Annotated in this window: 24 protein-coding genes; 11 read left to right on the top strand and 13 right to left on the bottom strand. The window is 63.6% G+C overall.

Annotation, left to right across the window (positions count from 1 at the left end):
• Positions 1 to 39 precede the first annotated feature (39 nt).
• The 3 genes from M2432_RS10295 (at position 40) to M2432_RS10285 (ending at position 2,547) form a co-directional block, all read left to right on the top strand.
• Complete coding sequence (locus tag M2432_RS10295; protein ID WP_280826691.1) at positions 40 to 324, top strand: hypothetical protein; 285 nt, start codon at positions 40 to 42, stop codon at positions 322 to 324.
• 56 nt (positions 325 to 380) lie between these two features.
• On the top strand, positions 381 to 998 hold the full coding sequence (locus M2432_RS10290; RefSeq protein WP_280826729.1) for a DUF1345 domain-containing protein: 618 nt from the start codon (positions 381 to 383) through the stop codon (positions 996 to 998).
• Between the two features lie 97 nt (positions 999 to 1,095).
• Positions 1,096 to 2,547, top strand: a complete 1,452-nt coding sequence (locus M2432_RS10285; protein WP_280826690.1) for an APC family permease — start codon at positions 1,096 to 1,098, stop codon at positions 2,545 to 2,547.
• Between the two features lie 72 nt (positions 2,548 to 2,619).
• Here M2432_RS10285 and M2432_RS10280 read toward each other — a convergent pair whose 3' ends face one another.
• Positions 2,620 to 3,120, bottom strand: coding sequence for a hypothetical protein (locus M2432_RS10280; protein WP_280826689.1), 501 nt, complete (start codon positions 3,118 to 3,120; stop codon positions 2,620 to 2,622).
• 300 nt (positions 3,121 to 3,420) lie between these two features.
• On the opposite strand from M2432_RS10280, the gene M2432_RS10275 reads away from it, so the two are divergent.
• Positions 3,421 to 4,401 carry a hypothetical protein gene (locus tag M2432_RS10275; RefSeq protein ID WP_280826688.1) on the top strand — a complete coding sequence of 327 codons (981 nt, stop codon included), beginning with the start codon at positions 3,421 to 3,423 and terminating at the stop codon, positions 4,399 to 4,401.
• Positions 4,402 to 4,595: 194 nt separating this feature from the next.
• Here M2432_RS10275 and M2432_RS10270 read toward each other — a convergent pair whose 3' ends face one another.
• From M2432_RS10270 to M2432_RS10260, 3 genes are all read right to left on the bottom strand, one after another.
• Positions 4,596 to 7,493, bottom strand: a complete 2,898-nt coding sequence (locus M2432_RS10270; protein ID WP_280826687.1) for an MMPL family transporter — start codon at positions 7,491 to 7,493, stop codon at positions 4,596 to 4,598.
• Entirely contained in the window at positions 7,490 to 7,915 is a 426-nt protein-coding gene (locus tag M2432_RS10265) for an MmpS family transport accessory protein (protein ID WP_280826686.1), read from the bottom strand. The genes M2432_RS10270 and M2432_RS10265 overlap by 4 nt, the downstream gene beginning before the upstream one ends.
• A gap of 241 nt (positions 7,916 to 8,156) precedes the next feature.
• On the bottom strand, positions 8,157 to 8,630 hold the full coding sequence (locus M2432_RS10260; RefSeq protein WP_280826685.1) for a DUF5078 domain-containing protein: 474 nt from the start codon (positions 8,628 to 8,630) through the stop codon (positions 8,157 to 8,159).
• Positions 8,631 to 8,759: 129 nt separating this feature from the next.
• Between M2432_RS10260 and M2432_RS10255 the strand changes: the two genes are divergently transcribed.
• On the top strand, positions 8,760 to 9,419 hold the full coding sequence (locus M2432_RS10255; RefSeq protein ID WP_280826684.1) for a TetR/AcrR family transcriptional regulator: 660 nt from the start codon (positions 8,760 to 8,762) through the stop codon (positions 9,417 to 9,419).
• A gap of 2 nt (positions 9,420 to 9,421) precedes the next feature.
• Here the strand turns inward: M2432_RS10255 and M2432_RS10250 are convergent, their stop codons facing one another.
• From M2432_RS10250 to M2432_RS10235, 4 genes are all read right to left on the bottom strand, one after another.
• The gene (locus M2432_RS10250; protein WP_280826683.1) at positions 9,422 to 10,171 is read right to left on the bottom strand and encodes a histidine phosphatase family protein; all 750 of its coding nucleotides are present in this window, start codon (positions 10,169 to 10,171) and stop codon (positions 9,422 to 9,424) included.
• Between the two features lie 29 nt (positions 10,172 to 10,200).
• Entirely contained in the window at positions 10,201 to 11,712 is a 1,512-nt protein-coding gene (locus M2432_RS10245) for an alkaline phosphatase family protein (protein WP_280826682.1), read from the bottom strand.
• Positions 11,713 to 12,341: 629 nt separating this feature from the next.
• Positions 12,342 to 12,545 (bottom strand): hypothetical protein, encoded by a 204-nt coding sequence (locus M2432_RS10240; protein WP_280826681.1) that lies wholly within the window; start codon positions 12,543 to 12,545, stop codon positions 12,342 to 12,344.
• Between the two features lie 294 nt (positions 12,546 to 12,839).
• Positions 12,840 to 14,195: a cytochrome P450 gene (locus tag M2432_RS10235; RefSeq protein ID WP_280826680.1), complete on the bottom strand. Its 1,356-nt coding sequence runs from the start codon at positions 14,193 to 14,195 to the stop codon at positions 12,840 to 12,842.
• A gap of 185 nt (positions 14,196 to 14,380) precedes the next feature.
• Between M2432_RS10235 and M2432_RS10230 the strand changes: the two genes are divergently transcribed.
• Together M2432_RS10230 and M2432_RS10225 are read left to right on the top strand one after the other, a co-directional pair.
• Complete coding sequence (locus tag M2432_RS10230; protein ID WP_280826679.1) at positions 14,381 to 16,402, top strand: hypothetical protein; 2,022 nt, start codon at positions 14,381 to 14,383, stop codon at positions 16,400 to 16,402.
• The gene (locus tag M2432_RS10225) at positions 16,396 to 17,448 is read left to right on the top strand and encodes an NAD-dependent epimerase/dehydratase family protein (RefSeq protein WP_280826678.1); all 1,053 of its coding nucleotides are present in this window, start codon (positions 16,396 to 16,398) and stop codon (positions 17,446 to 17,448) included. The genes M2432_RS10230 and M2432_RS10225 overlap by 7 nt, the downstream gene beginning before the upstream one ends.
• 14 nt (positions 17,449 to 17,462) lie before the next feature.
• On the opposite strand, the gene M2432_RS10220 is transcribed toward M2432_RS10225, so the two are convergent.
• Positions 17,463 to 17,828: a hypothetical protein gene (locus tag M2432_RS10220; protein ID WP_280826677.1), complete on the bottom strand. Its 366-nt coding sequence runs from the start codon at positions 17,826 to 17,828 to the stop codon at positions 17,463 to 17,465.
• Positions 17,828 to 19,063, bottom strand: a complete 1,236-nt coding sequence (locus M2432_RS10215; RefSeq protein ID WP_280826676.1) for a hypothetical protein — start codon at positions 19,061 to 19,063, stop codon at positions 17,828 to 17,830. The genes M2432_RS10220 and M2432_RS10215 overlap by 1 nt, the downstream gene beginning before the upstream one ends.
• A gap of 223 nt (positions 19,064 to 19,286) precedes the next feature.
• Between M2432_RS10215 and M2432_RS10210 the strand changes: the two genes are divergently transcribed.
• Positions 19,287 to 22,136 carry a TIR domain-containing protein gene (locus M2432_RS10210; RefSeq protein WP_280826675.1) on the top strand — a complete coding sequence of 950 codons (2,850 nt, stop codon included), beginning with the start codon at positions 19,287 to 19,289 and terminating at the stop codon, positions 22,134 to 22,136.
• A gap of 22 nt (positions 22,137 to 22,158) precedes the next feature.
• Here M2432_RS10210 and M2432_RS10205 read toward each other — a convergent pair whose 3' ends face one another.
• On the bottom strand, positions 22,159 to 22,740 hold the full coding sequence (locus M2432_RS10205) for a hypothetical protein (protein ID WP_280826674.1): 582 nt from the start codon (positions 22,738 to 22,740) through the stop codon (positions 22,159 to 22,161).
• Positions 22,741 to 23,027: 287 nt separating this feature from the next.
• Between M2432_RS10205 and M2432_RS10200 the strand changes: the two genes are divergently transcribed.
• Entirely contained in the window at positions 23,028 to 23,249 is a 222-nt protein-coding gene (locus tag M2432_RS10200; RefSeq protein WP_280826673.1) for a hypothetical protein, read from the top strand.
• Here the strand turns inward: M2432_RS10200 and M2432_RS10195 are convergent.
• Together M2432_RS10195 and M2432_RS10190 are read right to left on the bottom strand one after the other, a co-directional pair.
• Entirely contained in the window at positions 23,236 to 23,658 is a 423-nt protein-coding gene (locus M2432_RS10195) for a VOC family protein (RefSeq protein ID WP_280826672.1), read from the bottom strand. The two genes, M2432_RS10200 and M2432_RS10195, sit on opposite strands and share 14 nt — an antisense overlap.
• Positions 23,659 to 23,671: 13 nt before the next feature.
• Positions 23,672 to 24,505, bottom strand: a complete 834-nt coding sequence (locus M2432_RS10190; RefSeq protein ID WP_280826671.1) for a class I SAM-dependent methyltransferase — start codon at positions 24,503 to 24,505, stop codon at positions 23,672 to 23,674.
• 99 nt (positions 24,506 to 24,604) lie between these two features.
• Here M2432_RS10190 and M2432_RS10185 point away from each other — a divergent pair, with 99 nt between their 5' ends.
• Entirely contained in the window at positions 24,605 to 25,282 is a 678-nt protein-coding gene (locus tag M2432_RS10185) for a helix-turn-helix domain-containing protein (protein ID WP_280826670.1), read from the top strand.
• A 94-nt stretch (positions 25,283 to 25,376) separates the two neighbouring features.
• The gene (locus M2432_RS10180; RefSeq protein WP_280826669.1) at positions 25,377 to 25,754 is read left to right on the top strand and encodes a hypothetical protein; all 378 of its coding nucleotides are present in this window, start codon (positions 25,377 to 25,379) and stop codon (positions 25,752 to 25,754) included.
• Positions 25,755 to 25,814 lie beyond the last annotated feature (60 nt).

Below are 25,814 nucleotides of genomic sequence, written 5' to 3'. Positions count from 1 at the left end.
CCGCAGTTGCGGTCCATGCATAGCGTCCGCTGTCAGGAAATGCTCAGCAACTGGAGCCGCTGGTCAGGAGCGGCCCGCAGCGGCGGTTGCTCGGGCCCGGTTGGCTCGGACCCGACCGACGCGACGAAGGCCATCCGCACCGTCACCTACACCAACTACGTCAACGCGGTCGGAGAGACCCTCAACGGAACCGAATCCACCGACACCACTGCAACTGAGGCGTCGATCCTATACAACGCCGACATCCAGGTGACCGGCACGCACACGGGCTACCTGACTGCCGATGCCACCATCAACCAGCTCACCCGGAGCATGACGGGTTAGCGTGCAAATACCATCCCGATCGGCCATAGCGCAGGAACATAGGTGCGGTGAAGACAATCTCAGGCGCCAAATGGTTCCGCCTCAGCTTGGCCATCGGCGTCGCTATCGGCGTCGTCACGGGGTTACTTTCCGATCGCTGGCCGGTGGGCTTGCTGTTGGTCGTCATCGTCACTGCGGCCCTCTACGTTCTGTGGGCGTTCACGGCGCTGTGGCGGATGAATCCAGCGAGGACACAGGCGCATGCAGGGCAAGCTGACGTCAACGACGAGATCGGCGACGTTGTGCTGCTCCTGATACTGACCGCAAGCCTCACGGCCATCGGAATTCTTCTGAGGTCCGCCAACGACGCGGACAAGGCCGCTTATGCCGGTATGTCCCTGGCCGCGATATTGATGGTGTGGTCGTTGCTGCACACCATGTACGCAGCGCGATACGCCCGGCTCTACTACGACGGTGTGCCCGGTGGCATCGACTTCAATTCCGATGCCGCACCGCAATACAGCGACTTCTTCTACTTCTCGTTCAACCTTGGCATGACCTACCAGGTGTCCGACACCAGCGTCACCACATCTGGCATCCGGGCTGAAGTTCTCCGGCACTGCCTGTTCAGTTACATCTACGGCACCGTGATCATCGCGTGCACGATCAACCTGGTGATCAACCTGGTTGGTTGACTCGGCCGTGGCGGGCTACATCAGGCAAGTTCGATCTCTCCGCCACACGAACGATCCGCCGGAATGGCTTGCCGTTGCGCACTACGCTGGACTTCCGATGGACAAAACGCGCCCGTTTGGCCCCGGTCGCCTTCGGGCACCCCGCATGCTTGCGCGGGCAGGCAACAAAGCCGCGGCGCGTCGAGGAGACACCACCTACATCAGCTGGACTTCGGTGGCGATGATGACAGTCGGTGCCGTGGGCTATCTGGGCTCGGCGCCGACTCTGTCGGTGTTGGGGCTAGCTTCGGTATTTCTGTACGTACTGCCGGCGATCGTGTTCTTGTTACCCGCGTCGCTGGTCTCCGCCGAGCTGGCCTCGGGATGGCCCGGCGGCGTCTATAACTGGGTACGCGAAGGCATTTCGGCGCCGATGGGGTTGCTCGCAGTCTGGTGCCAGTTCGCGCAGACCGTTTTCTACTATCCAGCGCTACTGGCTTACGTAGCCGGAACTCTGGCGTACGTGATCAATCCGAGCCTTGCCAACAATGGTGTGTACACCGCGGTGATCATCATCGTGTTGTTCTGGGGCAGTGTGGCTGTGTCTGCGCGTGGGCGCAGATTGCTCGCCAAGCTTTCCTCGGGCGGAACGCTGATCGGCACTGTGATTCCCGCGGCACTGCTTGTCGCTCTGGGCGTGATCTACCTGCTGCACGGCAACCACCCCGTGGCGCCGATGGACGGTCATCACATCGTGCCTGCGTGGAACGGTGTGGCCAGCATCGTGCTGATAGTCAACAGCTTCTTCACCTACGCCGGCGTCGAGGTCAACGCTGTACATGTCGACGAGTTGCGCGACCCCGGCAGGGAGTTCCCGAAGGCCATGTTCGTCGCGGCAGCACTGGTGCTCGCCGTCTTCGTGCTACCCACGCTGGCGATCGCATGGGTGATCCCCACACAGTCGATCAGCCTCACCGCCGGGGTGATGCAAGCCTTCGACGTCCTGCTCAAGTACCTACATCTGTCTTTCGCCCTGCCGGTGATCGCGCTCGCACTGGCTATCGGGGCGCTCGGCGGAATGATCGCCTGGCTTGACGGACCTTCTGAGGGATTGCTCAAGATCGGACGCGAACAGGGTTACCTTCCGGCCTATTTCCAGAAGGTCAACAATGAGGGCATTCAGTTGCACATCTTGGTCGCGCAAGGTGTCGTGGTCACGGTCATCGGCTTCCTGTACGCATTGGTTCCCACAGTCAACAGCGCCTATTGGGTGTTCACCGCGATGGCAACCCAGGTGTACCTGATCATGTACGTGCTGATGTTCGTCGCCGCAATCCGGTTGCGGCGCAACCAACCCGACCATCCGCGTGGGTACCGGGTACCTGCCATCGGGGTGCTGTGTGGCCTCGGAGCGGGATCATCGGTGCTCGCGTTCCTGATCGGGTTCGTACCACCGTCACAGTTCGGCAACTCACAACCGCTGCTATACGGACTGCTGATCCTCGCGGGGATTCTGGCCCTCGGCGTGATCCCGCCGCTGCTGCTCGAATGGCGCCGCAAGGCTGTCTAGAACGCGCCGGTTGTCTCGCATCCCGTGCGCGACCGACCAAGTCACCGACTCGACGAAGGTATTGCTGGCGGGTCAGCTGATTTGACCTACCGAATGGTGGTGCCCCTGATGGTCGGCGCGCAGACGGGCGCCGGTTGTCGCCCGTGGGCCGACTAGTGCGCCTTCGGTGATGTGGCGCAGGCGGCGCAGCTCGCAGGCCATGCGCCGGTTGAGGATTCGCTCGTCGCGCGCGGTAACGGTATTATTCCGCCACGTCAGCAGGTCCAACTGTGGCCAGCTGAGTCCGTCAAGCTCACCTTTGGCGTCGTGGCTGGCCAGGACAATGCAGCCACGCAGCAGCGGCACGGTTTTCGCAGTGAAAGTCGTTGTTGCCATTAATAATTCGGTTGCGCTTCGATTGATGCGGCGCTGGCAGCGACGTGATGTCGGGCTGAACCAGAAGTCGAACTGCCGATCAGCGCTGGTCAGGCATTGCAACCTTTGATCGTGCACTAGCTGAGTGATGTCCGCCTGGGTATAGGCGCGGGTTTCATAAACAGCGCCGTTGACGCTGAAGTACAGGACAGTGTTCATGGTGATGACCCATTCGGCTCTTTCGTTTTGTGCGTCTTCGTGTGTCTTGGTGGACCTCTTTGTCGAGTGCAGCACCGACATTGGGTGCTGTTGTCAACGGTACCCATGTGACGGTTGGGACAAACATTGATAGCGCCGCCGATCGAGATGCGAGGTGATGACGTCGCCGAATCTCGAATGACGGGGGTCCCTCTGCGACGTTGCTGTGACGACGACGGCGAGCAGCTTTGGGTCCTGCTGCGACCTGCCTGTCGGTGCCGGGTGTTACCCATATCGAAGAAAGTCGAAATGGAGGTAGTTATGACGGACAGCGTGCCGGTAAAGATCGTCAACGACCGACTCGTGATGGGTCCGGTGACGGTGGGGTTTCAGCGGACGCTCCGAATCCCCGAGACAGGGCTGCATCCACTGCCGCCTGGTCTGGGCCGGTTTCCGCTGCGCCGGGTCGCGGACTACCCCGACACCGCACCGCCCGAGTGGCTGTCTCGTGGCGGCGTCATGCTGCCGATCTACCAGCGCGAGGCAATGTGGCTGTCATTCAATGCTTCCGAACCAAGTGCATTGCAGGTCGGCGTAGGCAAAGTGTGCGCGGTCAGCGGCCTGCCCTGGATTGAGCACCTGATCGGCGACCCGCAGAACTATGTTGCACTGCCCGATCAGCCATGGCTGGACGGCATCAATGCCGGGGACGGGTTCGTCCGGCAATTCGTTGCTATCCCCCTCGGTTTAGGCGCCACAGTCGAAGGACAGGTCACTGGTCGGGAATCTCACGGTGGAATCCAACTCCGGGCCGTCGGGCTAACCCCGGAGGCGCTTGCGGAATGGCATGCCGCGCAGGTAGTGGCCGACGATTTCTGCGCGGGTCTGATACTGGAGGACGGCCAGCTCCCGGCGCCCTCGGCCAGCATGGGACTGGGCGCCGGCGGCCGGATGCGGCAGGAGGTGTACGCCGACGACCGCCCACTTGCCGACTACGACGAGAGCGGTGCCCTGCGCGTGTTCGTCCACCTGTGCTCGGCTGCGCAGTGGACTGCCATAACCGGAGAGGTGCCGCCCCCGACACCGGTCGACCGGGACGCCTACGTCGATGCAGGTCTGCCCTGGTTCGACTTTTATCACGCCGACGCCCAGAACCTCGCCCCATCGCATATATTGGCGGGCGTCACCAGTGTCGGCAAAAAGCTTGGCGTCCAAGAGAATCCGTTTGTTCCGGTCACCCCGAACACGGTGATCTCACTCGGTGGGGTCAGCCCCGGTGCGGTCACCGACGGGACTTGGTAGCCCGCTTGGGTTGTGGATCGGCTGATGTGGTGGGCGTCAGCCGATCCCGGCAGTCGACATGACTGGAGCTCCGATGAGCCACCATAGCCCCGCCAAAGATGGATTCCGCGCGTTTCTTGGCAATCTGCGTTTCAGATAAGCGTGCAGCGTGTAGATGGGTAAATGCACACCGTCCCAAGATGTTCCGGCAGGCCTCAGAGCGATGCCAGCTCGGACTCTCGCTGGATCGGCTGCGGCCATGGCTGCGGACTCGGGCGCTGACGCACCCGCTGCGGCCACCAGAACCAGCGCCCGAGCAAGCTGGCGATTGACGGCGTCATCAGCGACCGCACCACCAAGGTGTCGAACAACAGGCCCAGACCGATGGTCGTACCGACTTGGCCGATGATGATCAGCTTGCTCACCGACATGGAGATCATGGTGAAGGCGAACACCAGACCCGCCGAGGTGACCACCGAGCCGGTACCCACCATGGCGCGGATGATGCCGGTGTTCAGCCCGGCATGGATCTCCTCCTTAACCCGGGAGACCAGCAGCAGGTTGTAGTCCGCACCGACGGCCAGCAGCACGATGACCGACATCGGTAAGACCATCCAGTGCAAGGGAATACCCACGATGTGCTGCCAGAGCAGCACCGACAACCCGAATGCGGACGCCAGGCTGAGTACCACGGTGCCGACGATCACTGCCGAAGCGACGACCGCACGGGTGAGCAGCAACATGATGATGAAGATCAGGATCAGCGCCGCAGCCGCGACAATCATCAGGTCGTAGTTGGCACCCAGTTGCATGTCGTTGTACATGGCGGCGCTGCCACCAAGGTAGATCGAGGCGCCCTCGAGCGGTGTGCCCTTGATTGCGTCGGCCGCTGCGATCTTGAGCTGCTCGATGCGAGCGGTGCCCTCCTGCGTCAATGGGTCACCCTGGTGAATGATGGTGAACCGCACTGCATGTCCGTCGGGCGACATGAACAACTTGAGACCACGCTGGAAGTCGGCGGTCGTGAACGCCTCAGGCGGGAGGTAGAACGAGTCGTCGTTCTTGGCCGTGTCGAACGCCTCGCTCATCGCGGTGCCGGTTTTCTGCATCGCGATGGTCTGGTCCTGCTGGGCCTTCTGCATCTGGTACTGGTTCAGCAGCACCTGCTTCTGGTGCTTCATCGACGCGATCTGTTTGGGCATCGTCGCGACCATCTTGGGCATCAAGTCGGCCATGTGCTGCATCTCCGGAACCAGGTCCTCGAAGTCATCGGACATCTTGCCGATGCCGTCGATGCTCTCGAAGACCGAGCGCATGGACCAGCACACTGGAATGTCGAAACAGTGTGGCTCCCAATAGAAATAGTTGCGGATCGGGCGGAAGAAGTCGTCGAAGTCCGACAAGTGATCTCGGGTGTCCCCCATGTCATCGGAGGTGATCTTCATCTTGTCGGCCATGCGTCGCGACACCGCTGCCAGATCCGTCTGGATGTTCATCATCTCGGTCATGGCGTCGATGCTGTTTTGCAGATCGTCGGCCTGAGCGAGCAGATTGTCCAGATTGGTCTGCGTGTAGTCGTTGTTCATCAGTTGCGTGGTCCCGCTCTGTCCCACGGTGTACGGGATCGTCGAGTGCTTGATCGGGTCACCATCGGGTCGGGTGATGGTCTGCACCTGGGCGATGCCGTGCACGTTCTTCAGCGCTTTGGCGATCTTGTCGATCACCAGGAAATCGGCCGGGTTCCGCAAGTCGCGATCGGACTCGACCATCATCAGATCGGGGTTCATCTTGGCCTGCGAAAAGTGCCGGAAAGCAGCGTCATAGCCGACGTTGGCGGCGACGTCCTTGGGCAGGTATATCCGGTCGTTGTAGGTGGTGTGATAGCCCGGCAGCGTGATCAGACCGACCAGTGCGGCCACCACTGCGCAGACCAGGATGGCACCCGGCCAACGCACCGTCGCAGTGCCAACCCGGTGCCAACCACGGGTTTTCGCGTTTTTCCGGGGTTCGAGGATCCGGCCGAAGCGAGTGAGCACCGAGATCAGCGCGGGCCCCATGGTCAGCGCCATCGCGACCACCATCACCATGCCGATGGCCAGCGGGAAGCCCATCGTCTGGAAGTACGGCAGTCGGGTGAAGTGCAAGCACAGTGTGGCACCGGCAATGGTCAGGCCCGAGGCAAGTACCACGTGCGCCGTGCCGTGAAACATGGTGTAGTAGGCCGATTCTCGGTCTTCTCCGACCCGCCGCGCTTCTTGATATCGACCGATCAGGAAGATGGCGTAGTCGGTCGCCGCGGCGATGGCCAAGGTCACCAGCAGGTTGGTGGCAAAGGTCGTCAGCCCGAAAACGTTGTGGTAGCCCAGGAATGCCACCAGCCCTCGCGCACCGGACAGCTCCAGCACCACCATCACCAATACGATCAATGTCGCGATGACGGACCGGTAGACCAGCAACAGCATGACCGCGATGACGCCGAAGGTGACCATTTCGATCAGCTCCATGCTCTTGTCACCGACCGCGTTCTGATCGGTGCTGGTCGCCGCGGGACCAGTCACATAGGCCTTTACCCCTGGCGGAGCGGGACTTTCGGTGGCGATGTGCCGCACCGCCTCGACCGACTCGTTGGCCAGCGTCTCCCCTTGATCGCCGGCGATGTAGACCTGAACATAGGCCGCCTTGCCGTCGCGGCTCTGGGCGCCCTTGGCGGTCAGAGTGTCGCCCCAGAAGTCCTGGACGTGCTGCACGTGGGCGGTATCGGCGCGCAGATCGCGGACCATGTTGTCGTAAAACTCGTGAGCGTCAGGACCCAGCTGACGATCGCCTTCGAGCACGATCATCACTGAACTGCTGGTGTCGTATTCCTGGAATACCTTGCCGACGCGTTTTGTGGCGATCATCGATGGCGCGTCATTGGGGCTCATGGACACCGCGCGCAGCTTGCCGACTTCTTCGAGCTGCGGGACGACGGTGTTCAGGGCGGCTATGACCGCGATCCACACCAGGATGATGGGAATGGCAAACGCTCGGAGGAAGCGTGGTATTCCGTTGTGTCCCTTGTGCTCTGCCGTCGGGATGACGTCGGTCTGTGCATCGGTGGCCGGCACGCTCATGCGGCCTTCACAAAGCAGAAGGTTTCGGCGTTCATACCGATGGCGGTCCTCTCTTCTTTGACCACGTCATCGACGCTGACCCTGCAGCTGATGCTGTTGCCGTCGCCCTGGGCCAGGATGTTGGGCTGCACCGACGGCAGGGTGGTCGACAGCGTCAATGTCCACGGCAACGGCACCCCGGCGACACGCTGCGGTTTACCTTCGAGATCCATGTAGTTGACGACGGCTGTGCTACCCGAGCCGAAGATCTCGTACTTGACGAATTTCGGGTTGAAGTCCTCGGCATTATCCGAACTCTTCTCGGTGATCACGACGGGGTTTGAACCGAACACCTGGCGCACGTTCGACACGATCACCAAACCGGCCGCCACCGCGACGATCACCAGTAGCGGTAACCATGCCCGCCGAAACACTCTTGTCATCCCTGCCTTCTCAAAAGTTGCCAACCGCGGTCGTCGGGCATTTGTGACGGGCACACCTCCGTTGGTGAGCCGCCAATGATCCAGGTAGGTAAGCTAACCGGATAAGTGGATAGAGTCAATCCAGTTTTGTGTGGTCTCCCTTACAACCTCGCACAGCCCGGTTGCATTCCTGCCACGTCCGCGCACTTGCGATTTGCGCCCGAAAACTCATGGCCAGCGCGGAAATTCACGTACAAGTCACTCAGCTGTTGGAGGCGAAGTCCCAGACCTGCACGTTGCCCGCCGGGTAGCTCATGCAGACGTCGGTGGCCTTGGCGACCACGCCCTTGTCGTTGAAGAACACCTTGGCCCAGTTGCCCCAATGGGTGGCCACCTGCTCGTAGTGGACGTTGGTGGCGGTGTCCTCGGAGTACTGCCGGCGGGCGGCTGGGTCCAGGGAGAAGAACCAGTGGATGCGGTCTTCGGCCATCTGCTGGATGTCGGCGGGCCGGTTGTTGGGGTCGATCATGTAGCGCTGGTAGTACACCGGGCTGGTATCGCGCACCGCCTGCAGGTACTGCTCGGTGTCACAGGTGGTGATGATCATCCGGTGCGGGATGGGGTAGTCGTTGGTGGCGTCGGCTGAAGCCGTACCTGCCAGCGACAGAGAGGCCGCTGCTGCAATGCCAAATGCCTTGGCGGCCAACGTGCGTACGGCCGGATGTTGTCGTGTCATGCTGCGTGCCTTCCTGCCATTGGATCTGCGCAACCGTCGGCCGACCGCAGTGTTCGCCATGAAGCTATTTGCCTAAGTGGATCGAGTCCATCCACTTATCCGAAGCGTGTCTCGGATTACACTCTGTGCGTGAAGACCTGCCGGACCTCGGATCGACCGTTGCGCAAGGACGCCGTGCGCAATCGTCAGCGAGTGATCGACGCGGCCCGCGATCTGTTCGCGACAAGAGGCCTGGACGCGACGCTCAATGAGGTAGCGCACCATGGCGGGATTGGCGTCGGCACGGTATACCGCAGGTTCCCCACCAAAGAAGCACTCATCGAGGCCATCTTCGAGGACACGATTGACGAGGTAGCCGCATTGGCCGATTCGGGATTGGAATTCGATGACTCCTGGCAAGGCTTCGCCTGGTTCGTCGAACAGATGTGCCAGCAGACGGCCACCGATCGTGGCCTAAGAGAAATCCTGTACGGCAAGGGCGGCGGTGGCAATCGGGTGGATGCGGCACGCACCCGCCTGGTCCCGAAGATCGCGAAACTTGTTGAGCGGGCCCAAAAAGACGGCCATCTGCGACCTGGCATCTCTGACACCGACATGCCGATCCTGGGCCTGCTGGCCGGTACCGTCAGCGAATTCGCCGGTCACGTCGACGCCGACCTGTGGCGACGCTACATGGCGATCTTCCTCGACGGTCTCCGCAATCACGATGGGGATGAGGCGCTGCCGGTCGATGCCCTTGATGCGGACCAGGCTGCGATCGCCATGACCACCTCGCAGCCGGCGTCCTGACGTCAGTGCGAGGTAGGGGCCGGCACCGGTGTCCCGTCCCAATTGCTCAGTGTCCAGCCATCAGTCGGGTTTCCACTCACCACAACGTGTCCGGTGTTGCGCAGCGAAGAGTCCACCAGCCGCATGTCCGGATTCTTCACATTCATCAGCACCCAGTACGTGATGGCCTCGCCGTGGGAGAACACGGCGGGATTCGTTTCACCGCTGTCATAGATGGTCTTGACCGCGTCACTGAAACGCGACTCGAATTCCTCGCCGTTGATAGCTCCCGGGATACGCATCGTCCGATTACCGCTCAACCACACCCGCGGCGCCGGGTACACGGGCGCACTCGCTTCAGACAGTCCCTCATTGTCGCCCGCCTCGATTTCTCGCAGACCCGCCAACACCGTGACCGGCTCACCGAGCGTTTGTGCAAGCGGGGCGGCTGTTTCCTGGGTGCGGACCATCGTCGAGGCGTAAATCCCGTCATACCGGTTGGCGCTCAACTCATTGGCCACCGCGGCAGCCTGTCCCTCACCCAAGGCGGTGATGTCTGGTCCAGGCGTGGAGGTATCGATGATGTGGTTCGCGTTGGCGGCCGACTGCGCATGGCGTACGAAAGTCATGATGATGGTGTGCTGGGCAGCGGCGTGCGCGGCCGGGCAAGCGCCTACCGGCGCGGCGAGCAGCGCGATGGCCGTCGATATTGCACCAATTAACTTGGTACACCTTGCTTTCGCCGACAGCCGCGGATGCTTTACGGCAGCCATGAGATACCCCCTTTTTTTGGCCTTTGAACTCATGTGCGGACGGGCGGTTTGCCCGCCGCTTGCCAGGCGTGCAGCCGATCCTGAATGAAGTCAAATTGCTTGGCCGCGGTGGACAGCCCGGCGACCGTCTGCTGCGGGTTCTGGATCGGTTGGGAGGGAACGGGCAGCGTGGCCGCGGCCATGGCCTTCGCCTGGAGGAAGGCGCTGGGCGCCTCACCGATCGGAGCGGATCCGTCTTGCAGGACCGGATCGGCCGCGGTGGGCGGAGTGACGCCCTTCAATGGGTCGTCGTCGCGCGGCGTGGACAGGGTGAGCACGGGCCCGAGGTGCGGCGCGATGGCGTCCCGGTTGCCGAGCGCGCCGAGATTGAAGCGGGCTCGCAGCGTGGCAATGATCGAGGTGTGGTCGTAAGGCGGGCTGCCAGCAGGGGCTCGGAAGACCGTTCCGGGGGGAATCAGGGGGGAGACGATCACCGCAGGCACCCGGACTCCGAAGCGGGTGAAGTCAAACGGCGGTTCCCCGATGATGTTGTCGGGTGGAGTCGCGTCGGTGTCTGGGGCCACGTGGTCGTAGGTCCCGCCATGCTCGTCGTAGGTGATGATGAGCAGGCTCTTCTCCCAGACGGCCTGGTTGCTTGTCAGTGTCGTGTAGACGTCGTAGATGAGCTGCTCGCCCACGGCCAGGTTTGAGACCGGATGCTGGTCGTTCTCAACCTGAAAATTGTGTTCGTTGTCGGCTTGTGTGGTGCTCGGCGGGGCGCCGCGGCGGGGATAGGTCGCCCATTCGGGCTCGATGTAGTTGAAGGCCGCCAACTGCCCGCTGGCGACGTCGCTGCGGAACTTGTCGAACCCGGATTCCACCTTGCATCCAGGACCGGGATCGACGGTGTCGGGAAAGTCGTTGGCCGTCAGCGGAAGCTTGGAGTAGCCGTAGATCGTCCAGGTCTGGCCGGCGTCGGCGAGTTTCCCGAACACCGAGGGCGTGTCGAACGCCGGTAGGCCGTGGGCCGAGTTGTCGGTGTAGCCGAGCGATGTGCCGGCAACGGCGAAGGCCCGGTTGGGGAAGGTTTGCGTCGGAACCGATGCGAACCAGCGGTCACAGACGGCGAAGCCCTTGGCCAACCCGGACAGCACGGGCAGCGTCTCGGGTGAGTAGCTGCCCATGATGGAAGAAGGTTGGGCACCAACCAGCTTGGGGTCCAGCGGGTGGGAGGGATTGGCGAGCTCGCCAGCGAAGCTGGTGACGAAGCCGTCGTTGGTTGCTGTCCCGCTGGCGGGGGCAGGGTCGGTACTGAACAGCTGTTCGTTGGTCGCTATGAACCCTTCGGCGGGGTTGGCCAACGGGTAGTAATAAGCGTTTTCCTTGTCCGGCGTGATCGGATAGACGGACACCACGGCACCGGTGAGGTCGCGGTTGGACTCCGTGCCATCGAGTCCGTCGAAGTTGCTGGATTTGGGGTAGAGATATCCGAGCATGTGGTCGAACGAGCGGTTCTCCAGCATGAGCAGGATTACGTGGTCGATCGAGTCGAGTCCAGCCATCGGTGCCGCCTTTCAACCCGTTGATTCTCAGTTTCTCCCGGCCTGAGCCGAAGGTTAGGTTGAAGCATCCCGGGTCCGATGCGCACGGCATCCCGCGCGACCGGTGTGCGTCCCGATCTGGTCCTGAGCGTATTCCGTGATGGGAGCGTTCTGGCCCGGTTCATCTAGACACGTCGGCGCCGTTGGCCAGCTGTTCACGCCAACGGCATCGTCCGTGCTCAATGGCGTTTCCATTGATGTCTCTTAGCGCAACTGAAGCGGCGGGCGACATCCGCGAATCGGCCTGCAACGGGCCGCACTAGGCAGCTACTGCGTGTCGCTGATCGAACAGCGGCACGACTCAACACAGCCTCGCGTGCTAGTCGCAAGGGTGAATGCGAGGCACAAATCCCAAGTTAGCTGAGACCATGAGACTCAGATGGCACCGAACCTGAGAAGGTGTCAAGCGCGGTGAGACCCTACAAGCCAGTGTAGGTTCTCACGTTTGGCTTCATCAGCCGGAATCGCCGACCTGGGCATTACCGACATGTCTCACGGCCGCCGCACTGGCATTTGTCTCACGAAGCGCTTCAATTCCTACAACCCGACGCCGCAGCACCCGCAAGACGCGGGTCATTCGGACCGGGTCGTCATTCTGCGGTGGGCTCGTATCCGGCGTGTTTGACGATCGCGTCGCCGGCCTGCAGGGCGTTCCACAGGGTGCGGCTGACCCGCACCCGCAGCGTCCGGTCGTCGTCGGTGCGGACCACGATGCTGCGGTACAAGTTCGACCCGTCGAGCAGTCGGCGCGATTTCTTCACGACAATTCCCCGCCATTGCTGGTGGTCAGGCATGGGCGGCGACCTCCCTGACGGTGTCGTCGAGCAGGATCACTCCGGTCTCGTGAGTTGTTGATTCCGTTGATGCAGACCCGTGGTGGCAGGAGATCTCATCGCCACGATGAGTTCCCAGGCGAGCTGGTCGTAATCGGTATGAGTCGCATCACGTGTCGCATGTCAATCTCCGTCGACGGCTACGTCGCCGGGCTGGACCGCGTCAGTGATTCGCGGAGCGGCCACAGAGCATTTCGTTCGACGAACTCGAGCCAGCCGCGAGCGCAACCGGATACCTGCCGGCCCTGCAGGAGGTCAGTTCCTGCGACGCACTCGAACCCGGATCGGGGCGGCTGCGACCATGGTGAAGGGAACCGCAAGGGGAAAATCGGCGTCGATCGAATGAAATTCGGTGTGCCTGATGACGGTCGCCAGACCAAGCGCGGCTTCGAGCATGGCGAAGTGATCGCCTATGCATGACCGCGGTCCACCACCAAACGGCAAGTACTGCCAGCGATCCCGGCCGCTCGAACTCTCCGGGCTGAATCTGTCGGGATCGAACACCAGCGGATGGTCCCAAAGGCTGGGGTCGCGGTGCATGGCATAGACGCCCACCATCACCCCGTTGCCAGCTTGGACGCGGTATCCGCCGACGTCGAAATCCTTCATGACCATCCTGGTGATGACGGGCGCCGGTGGGCATAACCGCAGCGCCTCGCACAACACCTGAACCGTGTAACCGAGCCGGGGGACGTCATCGGAGGTCAACGGCCGTTCGCCCAGCGCGGCAACCTCGGCGGCCACCCGGTCCTGTAAGTGGGTGTGGCGGCCCAACGCCCACAACGCGTACGTCAACGTGGTCGCCGTGGTGTCGTATCCGGCGCCCAGAAATACGACCAATTCGTGGCAGATGTCCTCATCGGACAGCCTCTTCCCCGTTTCGGGGTCGGTGACGTCGGTGAGCGCGCGAACCAGCCTTGCGTCGAGAGCGGGGTCGGCCCGGCAGGCTTGCAGGACGTCGTACGCGTGTCGATGAAGTTCTGCACTGGCAGCGCGTGCGCGCCGGCGGGCTGGGGTCGGCAGCCACCACGGCGCGCGGACCGGTCGCACGGCGCGGTTTGTGATGTACATCGCGGCGGTGAGAAGCGGGTCCACCACCGCGGCGGCCCGCGCATCGAGGTCAAGGCCCAGGATTGTGCGCGACAAAACCCGAAGCGTCAGTCGGCGGCACTCCTTGTCGAGGTCAAGTTCCGCGCCGTCGACCCACCCGGGTGAAAACGGGTTGGCGCAGTCGGCCATGTGCGTCGCGAACTCCGTCACGTGCTGCTTGGTGAACAGTGGCTGCAATGCCCGTCGCCGAGGCAGCCAGGCCTCGTGTTTGAAGTTAAACAACGAGCCGCCGATTAGCCGTTGGTGTTCGACGAAGACGGGCTGCGCCCTGTCGACAAACGGGTAGTTGCGAGTGAGAACGTCCCGGGCCCCCTTCGGCGACGTGGTGACGATGAAGGTGGGCAGCATCCACGCGTGAGCCAGACGCGTCACCGGGCCTCCCGCGTCACGCAGCACTTCGCAACCGGTGTGAAAGGCCCGGACCGCCTTCATCTGCTGCAGGGGAGGCAGTGGATTCAAAGGTGCCAGGGGCAGTGCCGCGACGTCGACCGCTTCGATCATGCTGATGGCCTCCCGATACGACAAGTATCCCTCGTTCGACAGCCGACTGAAGTTCGTCGGCCGACTCCGAGAGCGCCTTGTTCCACGGTCGATCTGCGCGCAAGACCGCAGCCGCGGTAAATATTTCGTGGGCACGTTACGCGTTTTTCATCGCGCAGGGCCCATCTCCGTTGAGTATTGAGGACATGAGCCGCGAAAGGCCGCAGGCGAGCGTTCGAGCCGCCGTGGTGAGCGCGACATACTCCACCGACGAGGACAACCCCGTCGCGAACGTTCTTAGCTTGGTCGGATCGCGATCCGAACTGCCGAAGAGGGACTCCGACGGTGACTGCTCCGACGCAGTCATCGTGGTGCCACTCGACTCCGCGGCCATGCCGCATCCGGTGGTACTGCACAACGTCGTCGACGTGCTCGTCGAGCTTGGCTGGACAGTGACCGTGGGAGCGTCGCTGTCACCACGGTCGACTGACCGCGGCGTCACTCGCGTAGACGACGCCCTCGCGGCCACCGGCTACGTCGGGATCACCGAGCGCGGTAACAGCTACATCGGAATCGACTTGTCGCGCGATACCTGTCCTGCGCCGTGTCCGCCATCGAGTGTTCTCTCGGGGCAAGGGGTCAGCGCCGCTTGGTCTCGAGGGGCCTTACGGCTACTCGTCGCACGGTGGACTGACGACCCCCATGAGACCTTCCGGGGATGCGTGTCGGCGGTGCTGGGTTGCGCAAGCGTGATACCAGGCGCAAAACCTGCTGACGTCGCGGCCGACTTGGTGATGCACCTGCCACCGACGTTCGCCATCATCGAGTCTCCCGGCGCCGATGAGGACCGCCACACATTGATCGCCAGTGATGACGTCGTGCTGACGGATGTGGTCGCCGCGGTGCTACACGGCGAAGACCCGACGCGATCGCCCCTGCTCGACAGATGTGTGCAAGCCGGCACCCTGCCACCGGCGTACACCATCGTGGGGGACGTCGAACCGCCCGCGATTCGCCCGCGGGCTAATCAGTCGGTGACCGATGCCCTGCGGCGGCTCGATCAAGCCATGCCGGACGCCGGCAGAGTCATGCGAATTCTGATGTCCGACAACGGCGATCGCGAGGCCGACGAAGTACTCGCCTGGCTGCAGCGCAGGATCGGGCCGGTGGTCGATCCCGACTCGGCGAGCAGTCCGGCCGCGGTGGCCATGATCAGCAACGGCCTGGCTGCCGCGGGCGAGTCGGTCGCGGCGTTCCGCGCGAACTTCAACAAGGACAACGTGCGACGCGTCGCCGTACCGCTCGGCTTCGATCCCGAGCGATTTCGCGCCGGCGACTATCGCCAGATCCCGGACTACCTTTCTAGATTCACGGTCTTGCTCGACGCTGCCCCGCTGGTGGACTCGTGGCTCCACTGGTGTTACTTCGATCGGTCGGTGCTGTTCTCCGTCGAGCATCTGGCGCACGCCGAGTACGCCGATTGGATCGCCAGAGTGGATGTGGCACAAGGCATCAGCATGATGGCCGACTATCTCGGCGGACGGATCGTTCCCGTGTCTCACGACGGCCGCGGCCGCGTCACGAGGCAGGCCGAACGCAACATCTATCTGCCCCAACCGAACTACCTCGCCTTCTGGGGTGGCAAGCCCATCGACGTATGCAAAATTGAGCTGGTCGAATACCGACCCGATCACTGCCGCCTCAGTTGGCGAACTGTGCTGAGCCCCAACGGTTCCGCCGAATACGACGACGGCATGCTCACCTTCGCCGACAACGGTGACGGCAGGACCCGGATCACGATCTCGGGCCGCCAGAAATTCCAGCTGCCACCGTTCTGGGAGGCCGTCGACCTCGACCGCTATCCAGAAGTCAAGAACCCACTCGTCACCGACGCTTATCGACGGTTCTTTTCATCCACGTTCGACAACTTCGAGGCCTGCTACGAGGGTCGACCCCACCAGATCGGTACGGATGCGGTGCCAGCGTCACCGATCTTGCCGACTCAGGCGTGGTCAACCTATCTGGGCATCGCTCGGGAGTGGCTCGACGAACGGCGCGTCACCCACGACTCCGATGACGTCGACAAACATGGATTCCGGCATTTTCCAGGGACGACATCCACTGAACGCCAAGTGGATTCGAAACGGTGGCTCGACGCGCTGCGCCCGCTGTTGCACGAATATGCGGCGGCAGTTCGCAGCGACATGGAACGAGTGCCGCGGTGGTGAACGTCGCGGTTACCGGCGTCACTGGAATGATCGGTGGCGCGGTGGGCAGGTGTTTCGTGGAACGTGGGCACACAGTTCGGGGTATCGCGCGGCGCCCCGGCACTACCGACGGATTGCCGTTCGAGGTTGCAACGGCAGCAATCGACGACGGTGCCGCGCTGCGAAAAGCGTTGGCCGACTGCGAAATCGCTGTTCATTGCGCCGCGGTCTACGCGTATGGCTCGCAGAACCATGCCGAGGTGTCGGCGGTCAACGTCGAAGGAACACGGATGCTTTTGGAGGCCGCCATCGACGCCGGCGTTCGCCGGGTGGTGATCACTTCATCGGCAGTGACGGCCGGGTCGAGCGTCGACGGCTCGGTCCACGACGAACGCCACTCGCCGACAAGCGAATACACCCCGCCGTACTTCGTCAGCAAGGTCCGTCAAGAACGGACCGCGTTGCGCATGGCCTGCGATGACCTCGAAGTGGTGATCGCCTGCCCCACCGTGGTGATGGGTGGCCCGTCGTCGCGACTGGTGCCCAGCAATGCGATCATCCTCAGATACCTTTTGGATTTTTTTCGATCCACCTACCCCGGCGGCTGCAACGTGGTGTCGGTCGACGACGTGGCGCAGGCGCATCTGATTCTGGCCGAGCACGGAGTATCGGGCGAGCGCTACCTCGTCGGAGGGGATAATCTCTCCTGGAAGACGCTGCATTCGCTGATCGCCGACTTGACCGGGGTCCCAGGGCCCCGGTTCGAAATACCCACTACCACTGCGTATCTCACCTCGGCGGCAGCGGAGGCTTGGGCACGGTTCGCCGAGACCGAACCGCTGTCGACGCGCGAAGAGGCGCTCACCATCGGACGTTTCTACTGGTACAGCCACGATAAGCTCGGCGCGCTCGGCTATGCGCCCGAGCCGGCCCGCGCGGCGGTGGCAAGCGCACTCGCGTGGCTGCTGACCAGCCCGCAACTGCCGAGGTGGGTACGCGAGGGCATGCGCCCCATGCCGGAGGTGCGCGCCGGCCGTCCGCTCATCGGCCGGCCGCTGCCGGGTTGATCAGCGGCGTCGCTTCAGTCCTGACTTGCCGCTGTCCCATCGCCGGCCGACCGACGACCCTTGAGTGCCGTGTCGACGGCCGCGAGCACCTGGTCCGCGGCACTCGCCCCGATCTTCAGCAGTTCGTTCGCGTACCGCAGGTTCAGGTCGGTGACGGCCTGCCAGTAATTGCCGGCCTCCCGCCAGACAGCGTCGACGTAGGCGCGGCCGGCCTCGAAAGCGCTGCCGCTGTCCTTGATCGCGTTGCCCGCCATGTCGGCAAACTGACCGCCGAGACGGAACTGCGACTCGATGACTTCACGGGTCAGGTCGGCGCCCTTGCCGAGCGTTTCAGAGGCCTTTGCGGCCGCTTCGGATGCGGTGTCATTCTGCGGTGCCATCATTCTTTCCTTTCGGTGGAACTTGGGCTTACCAGGCATCCATGGTGGAAGCCCAGCCGTGGGTCGGCAACTGGCGAGAGCGCTTTGTCGTACTCCTGGAGATCCGGCATCCGCACTCGAAGCCGCCGTTGCAGAGAGGGATAGTCGTAAACCGTGATGTGGTTCTGCCCGCGGTTGGCCGTGAAGAGCAGGGTCTGATCAGCAGACAGCTGACAGGCATACACGCCGTCGAACAACGCTCCCCGGCTGACTTGCAGACCGGTCGCGTACAGATGGGACTCGGTGAAGAAGTTTCCGCGCGCCACCGTGTCGGACACCGTCGCCGACATCTGCCGGGAATATCCCCACTGCCCCACCAGCCCGGGATGTTCGTCGATCAATCGATGCGTGCTCATGGTCTCCAGATCGATCAGCACCACGGTTTGACTGCCGCCGGTGCAGAAGATGAGTTCGGTGTCGCTGAGACAGACGTCGGAGTTGATGTGGGCTGGAACCTCCCTGCCGGCCGACCAATGCCGAAGTACCTGACCGGATTCGGCTTCGATCTCGTACACATACTCCTGGAAGTGCGCCATCCCCCACTGGTGCCAATCGCCACGCCCACTGGGCAGTACCCGGAACGAGATCGCGTAGAAGACATCAAGGATCGGGTGACAGACCACATGCCAGCACGTCGTCGGTAGCTCCACCCGTTCGGCACGTCCGGTTTCCAGATCGAAGATGCCTACTTCACGGGCCTCGCCGAGCTTGGGGTGGTCCATCCCGCCATACACCAGGTAACGCCCGGAGGCGGTGCGCTTCATGGCGTGCGGAATCTTCAACAGATGCGGCCCGATCGGCTCGGGTTTGGTGAGCCGGTCCAGATCGAATTTCCAAAGCCGCTCACCGACACTCGCGACGAATTCCTTCGAATCCAGCCACGCCAGATGCGTCGTCGACTTGATCGTCGTGTCGGGAATCTCGAAGCGCAACGTCGAGACGCGGTCGACCTCGTCCAGTGTGGATGGATCGTAGAAGAGCAGGTGCTGACCCATGTTTCCGAGGAACCCGACGCTGCGGGTCGGGTCGACGTTCGGTGCATGGCCGCCCGCGACGCCGCCGTAGAACACGATCTTGTAGGCATACGCCTCGGTGGCCGGGTCGTATTTGAAGACACACATACCCGCGCGGCCTTCGAGGCCATTGAGTCCGGACCCGTCCAGGGCAATGTGAAAGGCGTACGGGTAGTCCCGCATGGCTCCCCTTCCCCGGGGCTGAATCAGCGCACACGCAATGCTTTCAGCATCGGCCGCGGACCACAAGCGATGTCTTGCGGCAGTATCTGGGTCGTCGGGCCCCCACGGCGCCGCCCGGGCCTGGTTATCGAGTAGTCAGATACTCAGGCCAGGTGGGCTCCCGCGCGCGCATGATTGGCGATGTCCCGCGGTGCGGGACCGGCTGCGGGCGAGGAGTTGGGCTGTGAGCACTGGGAGCACCGGCACCATCGACGACGCTGCCGCGCCCACCCCGCAACCCGCGTCGTACCCGTACGACGCATTCCTGTCCTACGACCACGACGACCGGCAGGTGGCGCAGGGAGTGCAGCGCTGCCTGCATCACATCGGGCGGCGGCTGGGCCAACTGCACGCCCTCCGGGTGTTTCGCGACTCGACCGACCTGACGGCCAGTCCCGACCTGTGGGGCAAGGTCACCGAGGCGATGGACCGCTCCCGCTACCTGGTGGTCGTGCTTTCCCGCAATGCCGCTGAGTCGTCCTGGGTGAACAGAGAAGTGGCGTACTGGATCGATCAGCGCGGTCCGAGTCAGCTGCTGTTCGTTCTCGCCGCCGGAAATCTGCTCTGGGACGCCGAATCTCAGCGATTCGATCCCGACCGCTCGGACGCCGCCGTACCCGAACTGACGCAACCAGGGTCGCTGGTGACCGAGCCCCTGTACGTCGACGTCAGCGCTGATGCTCCGTGGGACCCGGCCGCGGCGATGTTCCGCGAGAAGGTCATCGACATCGCGGCCCCGATCCATGGCAAGCCGAAATACGAACTGGCGAGCGAAGATCTGAAAGAACGACGGCGTTTCCGGCGGTGGCGCCGGGCGGCGATCGCGGCGCTCGCATTCCTGACCGTCGCAGCGTTGGTGGCCGCGGGGATAGCTTTCCTGCAACGCCGCGAGGCGGTTCACCAACGGACCGAGGCTATCGCGCAGCGCAATGAGGCTGTCGCACTGGCACTTTCAATGGCATCCCGCGATACAACGTCGAGAAATCCCGCGTTGGCGCTCGCGCTCGCAGCCGAAAGCGCCCAGGTGACACCGCGACCCAGTCCGCGGGCCGTCGATGCGCTGGTGTCTTCCCGTGTTGCGTTCGGTCAGGCCGCGGCTCAAGTGATTCGTGAACCGCTTCGAGGGCACACCGCCCGCGTGACCGCAGTCGCAGTGAGTCCTGACAGTCACCTGGTGGTCTCGTCGGCGGGCGACGGCACGCTGCGGCGCTGGGACCTCGACACTGGTCGACCGATCGGCGAACCGATCACCGGGACCACTGTCAACGATGTAGCCGCCGGCCTCGCGGAATCGTTGGCGTTCAGCCCCGACGGCCGGCTACTGGCCAGCGCCGGGTACGACGGCCTCGTCAGGCTGTGGGATCCCGCCACCGGCAAGCTGATCGGGCAACCGCTGGAGGGGCACACCAAGCCGGTCATGGCGGTGGCCTTCAGCCCCGACGGTCGCCGACTGGCCTCCGCCGGGTGGGACAACACCATCCGGCTGTGGGATCCGGCGACCCGCTCCCCCGTCGGCGCACCGATGACCGGGCACACCGATTACGTCGAGTCGGTGGCATTCAGCTCGGACAGTCGACTGCTTGCCTCCGGCAGCGATGACCAGACGGTCCGCCTGTGGGACGCCACCACCGGCATGCCTGTCGGCGCACCGCTGACCGGACACCGCAACAAGGTGCTCGCGGTCGCGTTCAGTCCCCGTGGTCATGGGCTGGCGTCAGCCGACTACGAAGGGACTGTGCGGCTGTGGAAGACCGGGCCGGGGCGCCCATTCGGTCGGCCCATGACCGGCCACACCGACGAGGTGACGTCTCTGGCGTTCAACGCCGACGGTTCTCGGCTGGCCTCGGCCAGTCGTGACAACACGATCAGGATCTGGGATCCGGGCACCCAACGCCAGATCGGCCCGGCGCTGAGCGGTCACACCAGTGGAGTGACCGATGTGGCGTTCAGCCCTGACGGCAAGCGGATGGTGTCAGGTGGTGAGGACGGCGACATTCTGCTGTGGGACCCGGCTCCGGCCTGGCGGATGAACCAGTCGCTCGGCGGCGACGCGCTGACCAGCACGATGGCCGTCGCCTACAGCCCGAGCGGGGATCGATTGGCCTCGGCCGTCAATGCTGTCCAAGGGAGTTCGGTGACACTGTGGGACACGACCACTCGCCGTGCCATCGGCGAGCCGCTGCACGTCGACGCGGCTCGAGCGGTGGCGTTCAGTCCCGAAAACCACCTGCTTGCCGTTGCCGACGGCCCCACGGTCCGGCTGTTGGATGCCACCACCGCACGGCCAATCGGCGGACCGCTGGCGGGGCACACAGCTGGTGTGAGCGCATTGGCCTTCAGTCCTGACGGTCGAATGCTGGCTTCCGGCAGCGATCCCGACGGCACCATCCGGCTGTGGGACCCGGCCACCCGACAATCCATCGGGAACCCGCTGGTCAGTTACAACATGGGGGTATACACATTGGCCTTCAGCCCCGACGGGCACCTGCTGGCATCAGCGGGTATGGACAACGTCATCCGGCTGTGGGACCCCGCGACGCTCCGACCCGCCGGAAAGCCGCTCGCCGGTCATACCGCTCCGGTGAATGCCGTGAGCTTCAGTCGTGACGGCCGACTGCTCGCGTCGGGAAGTTGGGACAACACCGTCCGGCTCTGGGATGTGGCCGACCGTAAACAGGTGGGTCCTCCGCTTCACGGTCACGCCGATCTGGCCGGTGCATCGTCGGTGTCCTTCAGTCCCGACGGCCATCTGCTGGCGTCATCCGGTTCGGACAAAACCGTGCGGCTATGGGATCCCGAAACTCAGCAGCCCGTGGGCGACCCGCTGCCATTGCCGGACCGGGTGAACGCGGTGGCATTCAGTCCCGACGGTCATGGCTTGGCATCCGGCGACGATGGGGCCGACGCACGGCTGTGGGAACCGTTGTGGGAGTTGGGTAACGCCTGCGACATCGTCATGCCCTACGTGACCCGAGCCCAGGTGACACCGTTCTTGCCGGCCAATCGGGAGCCGGCCTGCCACTACCGCGGGTAAGCCGGTCTCCCCGCCCACCATGTCAACCGGGTTTCTTGGCGCATCCGGGAATCTTGTTCTCTTCGGCGTCGAGTTTCGGCGACGGGTACTTCGAGTCGGCTTGATCCATGAACGTCTGCATTCCTCCGAAGGCATTCATGAAATCGTTGACCGCAGCACCGATCTGCTCGTCCGTGGTAGCCGCCCGCAGGTTCGACGCAATGCGCTCGAGGTGCTCCGCCGTCGACCTCATCACGTCGGCACCGGCCTTCATGCTGCCGACGGCCTCCCCGTTCGGCGGATCGCCGAGAGCCTCGGCTTTCGCCGCCAAGTCGCCCAGCAGCTTCGCGACCTTCGACACCGTGTCGCCCAAGACCGCCGGGTAGCCGATGTTTTCCTTGATCTCGGCTTGCAGCGCCAGCATCTTGGGCGTGAAGTCAGCCGACATCGCGCAGTCACGTTTCGCATACTCCGCCAACGACATCGGCGCCGCGCTGGTACTGGGGCCGGCCCCGTGGGTGGCGCTGCCGCCACCGCAGCCGGTCAGCGCCACCGCCACAGCAGCAACGCCCAGACAGGCGGCGGCGCGCCAGACCGGCGCGATGTTTGTGGTGGTAACGCACATCGCCACAGCCCCTTTCAGCCGCCATCACGGTCGCGGCCTGCTGCCAAGCCTCACACCAACCGACGCGCGCCACACGAGTAAGTGACTACTCGAAATTGCCCGTTACACGGACCGAGGGCCGTACCTGATCGACTCGCATTTGTTCCTGATGCTGGCCAGCAGAGCCTGCAACGGGCCGCTCTCCGGGCCGGTCCAGGTGAGTAGGTCAGCCTCGGCGCCAGACATGTCAGAACACCGCGTCGTCGTGGTCCATGATCTCGCCGTCGAGGGCACCCAGGACTGCCCTGGTGGCCGCGAGACCCGGGTGGCTGGCCGCCGAGATCATCGGCGACCGGGTGACCAACGAAGTCACTGAAGTCGTTGAACAGTCAGGGATTACGGTGCTCCGGGCCCGCTACGACGGCGACTACGACAAGACCAACCTGCCTGACGAACTGATCCTCACAAACTACCTCGTCATCCACGACGATCTGATCACCGCGTTGCTCATCATCTTCAACAATCGCTGATCGTGCGCACACACGCCGGCGGCGCGAAAAACTCCAGCGCGATGCCGTCGGGGTCACGGAAGCTGACCCCCGAACCGTAATGCGCGTCGACGACGCCACCATGGGTGATGCCCAACGCGTCGAGCTGCTGTGCCCGTTGTTCGAGTTCGGCGCGGTCTGCGCAGCCGAACGCGACATGGTCCAGGCCGACATTGAACTCGCTGAAGTCCGCTGCCGCAGCGGGTTTGGCGTGCTGATGCAGTCCGAACAAGGTGTTTCCCCTGAGTATGAAGACGACGTGGTGGAAGCCTCCGTCGGTGTGCTCATCCAACACCGGGCCGGTTCCGAATAGCGCTCGGTACCACGGAGCGCTCACCGCGAGATCGCGAACCGTCACTGCGATATGGGCCAGCGGAGCCGGTGTGGTCATGTCGATCCCGTTCTCAGCGCTTACGCGCTGTGATGAGCAGGTACTCCCAGTCGAGCACGGCAGTGTCGCTGCCGCGGTTGAACTTTCGGGCCAGCGCGGCCAGGGCCTCATCAAGGGCCGCGGTGCGGTCAGCGTCGTCGGCGATGCTGCGGTAGACGGAAATCGTCGGCCCGTAGCGGGCTTTGAAGTAGTCGCGGAAGTCTTCCGGCCTGGCGAAGTGGTCGACGGTGACGGTCTGGCGATGGATATCGAGGTCTGTCACCCGGTCGCCGAACAACGCGCGGACATGCTCTTCGCTGCCCCACAGCGGTGGTGGCTGCGCACCGGGTGGCGGCGGCGGCGCGTACGGCTTCATGGTGGCGAACATCTGGCCGATGAAGCCCTCCGGCGTCCAGTTGATCAAACCGATCGTGCCGCCGGCCCGACAGACCCGGACCAACTCGTCGGCGCCGGCCTGGTGGTGCGGGGCGAACATCACCCCGAGGCACGACATGACGACGTCAAACTCGTTGTTGCCATAGGGAAGTGCCTCGGCGTCAGCTTGCTGCCAGGTCAGTTGTAGGCCATCGTGCTCCGCACGTGCCCTGCCGGCATCGAGCAACTCGGGCGTCAGGTCAGAGGCAATCACCTCGGCACCCGCGCAGGCTGCGGGAATGGCAGCGTTGCCAGACCCCGCGGCGACATCCAGCACCCGGTCGCCCTCCCCTATCCCGCATGCGGTGACCAGGACTAGGCCGAGGTCGGCGATGACGTCATTCGCCAGCGTCGGATAGTCCCCCAGCGCCCACATGGCGCGGTGCCGCTCTTTGAGTGCGCGATCCTCGGTCGGTGCAGCTGCATTGGTCATGTCGGCTCCCTTCTCGGTGATGCTGACGCTACGAGCGCTGGGTCACGACGGCTAGTACACGATCTGGACTGCGCAATGCCGTGGTCATACGCTGAATCGATGGGCGCCTCGTACCACCAGTTCTGCCCCGTCGCCAAAGCAATGGAATTGCTCGACGAGCGGTGGACCATGCTGATCGTCCGCGAACTATCCTGTGGCAGCGAGCATTTCAACGACTTACGGCGCGGGGTCCCGCAGATGTCGCCGACCCTGCTGTCCAAACGCCTGCAGCAGCTGACGCGGGCCGGAATCGTGGAACGGCTGGTGGACGGCAGCGACGTCCGCTACGTGCTGACGACGGCGGGCCACGAACTGTGGCCCATTGTGGAAGCCATCGGCGTGTGGGGTGTCCGGTGGATCGGCGAACTCGGCGACGAAGACCTCAACCCCAAACTGCTCCTGTGGGACATGCACCGCAACATCAACCACGGTGCGGTCCCCGAGGGGCGCGCCGTCGTCCACTTCCGCTTCCCCGATGTGGACCCGCGCGGCAGGCACTGGTGGCTGGTGATCACGCCCGACGCCGCCGACGTCTGTGACACCGACCCCGGGCAGCCGGTCACCGCGACCGTCACCACCAACCTGCGCACCATGACGGGCATCTGGCGGGGTGACCTGTCTTGGACTGCTGCACAACGGAATTCGGCGTTGACGATCGACGCGCCCAGTTCCATTCGCCGTGCGATGCCGACGTGGTTCGCGCTCTCCGGTTTCGCGGGCGTCACACGACCGGGGTAGGCAGTCAGCTGACCCGCGCGTGGGCGTCGGCGCTGACGGTGCGGGCGGTGTCAGCGCGCTGGCCACGGTCCGATCCGGGTGGCATCCTCATGCGATGGTGGCCATACCCGAGACGGTCTACGCGCGGGATGCCAACGGCCACCATGTCGCGTACCAAGTAGTCGGTGACAGCGGGCCCGATCTTCTGTTCATTCCCACCGGGTCGTTCCCGATCGACCTCCTGTGGGATGAGCCGACCATCGGTGGCCATCTCCGTCGACTGGCCTCGTTCAGCCGCTTGATCCTGACCGACCTGCTCGGGATGGGTAGCTCAGATGCGTTGCCTATCAACGAGATTCCGGCAATCCAGTCCTGGACCGACGGGCTTCTCGCGGTGCTCGACGCCGTCGGCAGCGAGTGCACGTCCGTGTTCGCGATGGCCCAGTCGGCCCTACCTGCCATGCTGCGCGCCAGCTGTAGGTTCTCATGTTGAGCTGCACATATCCGCGGGTCTGACCTGGGGTTATTCGATTTGTCTCACAGCGGCTGCACC

The sequence above is a fragment of the Mycobacterium sp. OTB74 genome (assembly GCF_029892685.1).
Classification (GTDB): domain Bacteria; phylum Actinomycetota; class Actinomycetes; order Mycobacteriales; family Mycobacteriaceae; genus Mycobacterium.
The sequence above is the reverse complement of the archived record's forward strand: the minus strand, read 5'-3'. Positions and strand labels throughout refer to the sequence as shown.

Bases quoted from the DNA above. Each gene is read 5' to 3' on its own strand.
- M2432_RS10245 (WP_280826682.1), bottom strand. From the start codon at position 11,712: ATGGCTGGACTCGACTCGATCGACCACGTAATCCTGCTCATGCTGGAG.
- M2432_RS10260 (WP_280826685.1), bottom strand. From the start codon at position 8,630: ATGACACGACAACATCCGGCCGTACGCACGTTGGCCGCCAAGGCATTT.
- M2432_RS10180 (WP_280826669.1), top strand. From the start codon at position 25,377: ATGGTGGCCATACCCGAGACGGTCTACGCGCGGGATGCCAACGGCCAC.
- M2432_RS10240 (WP_280826681.1), bottom strand. From the start codon at position 12,545: ATGCCTGACCACCAGCAATGGCGGGGAATTGTCGTGAAGAAATCGCGC.
- M2432_RS10195 (WP_280826672.1), bottom strand. From the start codon at position 23,658: ATGACCACACCGGCTCCGCTGGCCCATATCGCAGTGACGGTTCGCGAT.
- M2432_RS10275 (WP_280826688.1), top strand. From the start codon at position 3,421: ATGACGGACAGCGTGCCGGTAAAGATCGTCAACGACCGACTCGTGATG.
- M2432_RS10285 (WP_280826690.1), top strand. From the start codon at position 1,096: ATGGACAAAACGCGCCCGTTTGGCCCCGGTCGCCTTCGGGCACCCCGC.
- M2432_RS10235 (WP_280826680.1), bottom strand. From the start codon at position 14,195: ATGATCGAAGCGGTCGACGTCGCGGCACTGCCCCTGGCACCTTTGAAT.
- M2432_RS10185 (WP_280826670.1), top strand. From the start codon at position 24,605: ATGGGCGCCTCGTACCACCAGTTCTGCCCCGTCGCCAAAGCAATGGAA.
- M2432_RS10215 (WP_280826676.1), bottom strand. From the start codon at position 19,063: ATGCGGGACTACCCGTACGCCTTTCACATTGCCCTGGACGGGTCCGGA.
- M2432_RS10230 (WP_280826679.1), top strand. From the start codon at position 14,381: ATGAGCCGCGAAAGGCCGCAGGCGAGCGTTCGAGCCGCCGTGGTGAGC.
- M2432_RS10270 (WP_280826687.1), bottom strand. From the start codon at position 7,493: ATGAGCGTGCCGGCCACCGATGCACAGACCGACGTCATCCCGACGGCA.
- M2432_RS10190 (WP_280826671.1), bottom strand. From the start codon at position 24,505: ATGACCAATGCAGCTGCACCGACCGAGGATCGCGCACTCAAAGAGCGG.
- M2432_RS10280 (WP_280826689.1), bottom strand. From the start codon at position 3,120: ATGAACACTGTCCTGTACTTCAGCGTCAACGGCGCTGTTTATGAAACC.
- M2432_RS10265 (WP_280826686.1), bottom strand. From the start codon at position 7,915: ATGACAAGAGTGTTTCGGCGGGCATGGTTACCGCTACTGGTGATCGTC.
- M2432_RS10250 (WP_280826683.1), bottom strand. From the start codon at position 10,171: ATGGCTGCCGTAAAGCATCCGCGGCTGTCGGCGAAAGCAAGGTGTACC.
- M2432_RS10295 (WP_280826691.1), top strand. From the start codon at position 40: ATGCTCAGCAACTGGAGCCGCTGGTCAGGAGCGGCCCGCAGCGGCGGT.
- M2432_RS10205 (WP_280826674.1), bottom strand. From the start codon at position 22,740: ATGTGCGTTACCACCACAAACATCGCGCCGGTCTGGCGCGCCGCCGCC.
- M2432_RS10220 (WP_280826677.1), bottom strand. From the start codon at position 17,828: ATGGCACCGCAGAATGACACCGCATCCGAAGCGGCCGCAAAGGCCTCT.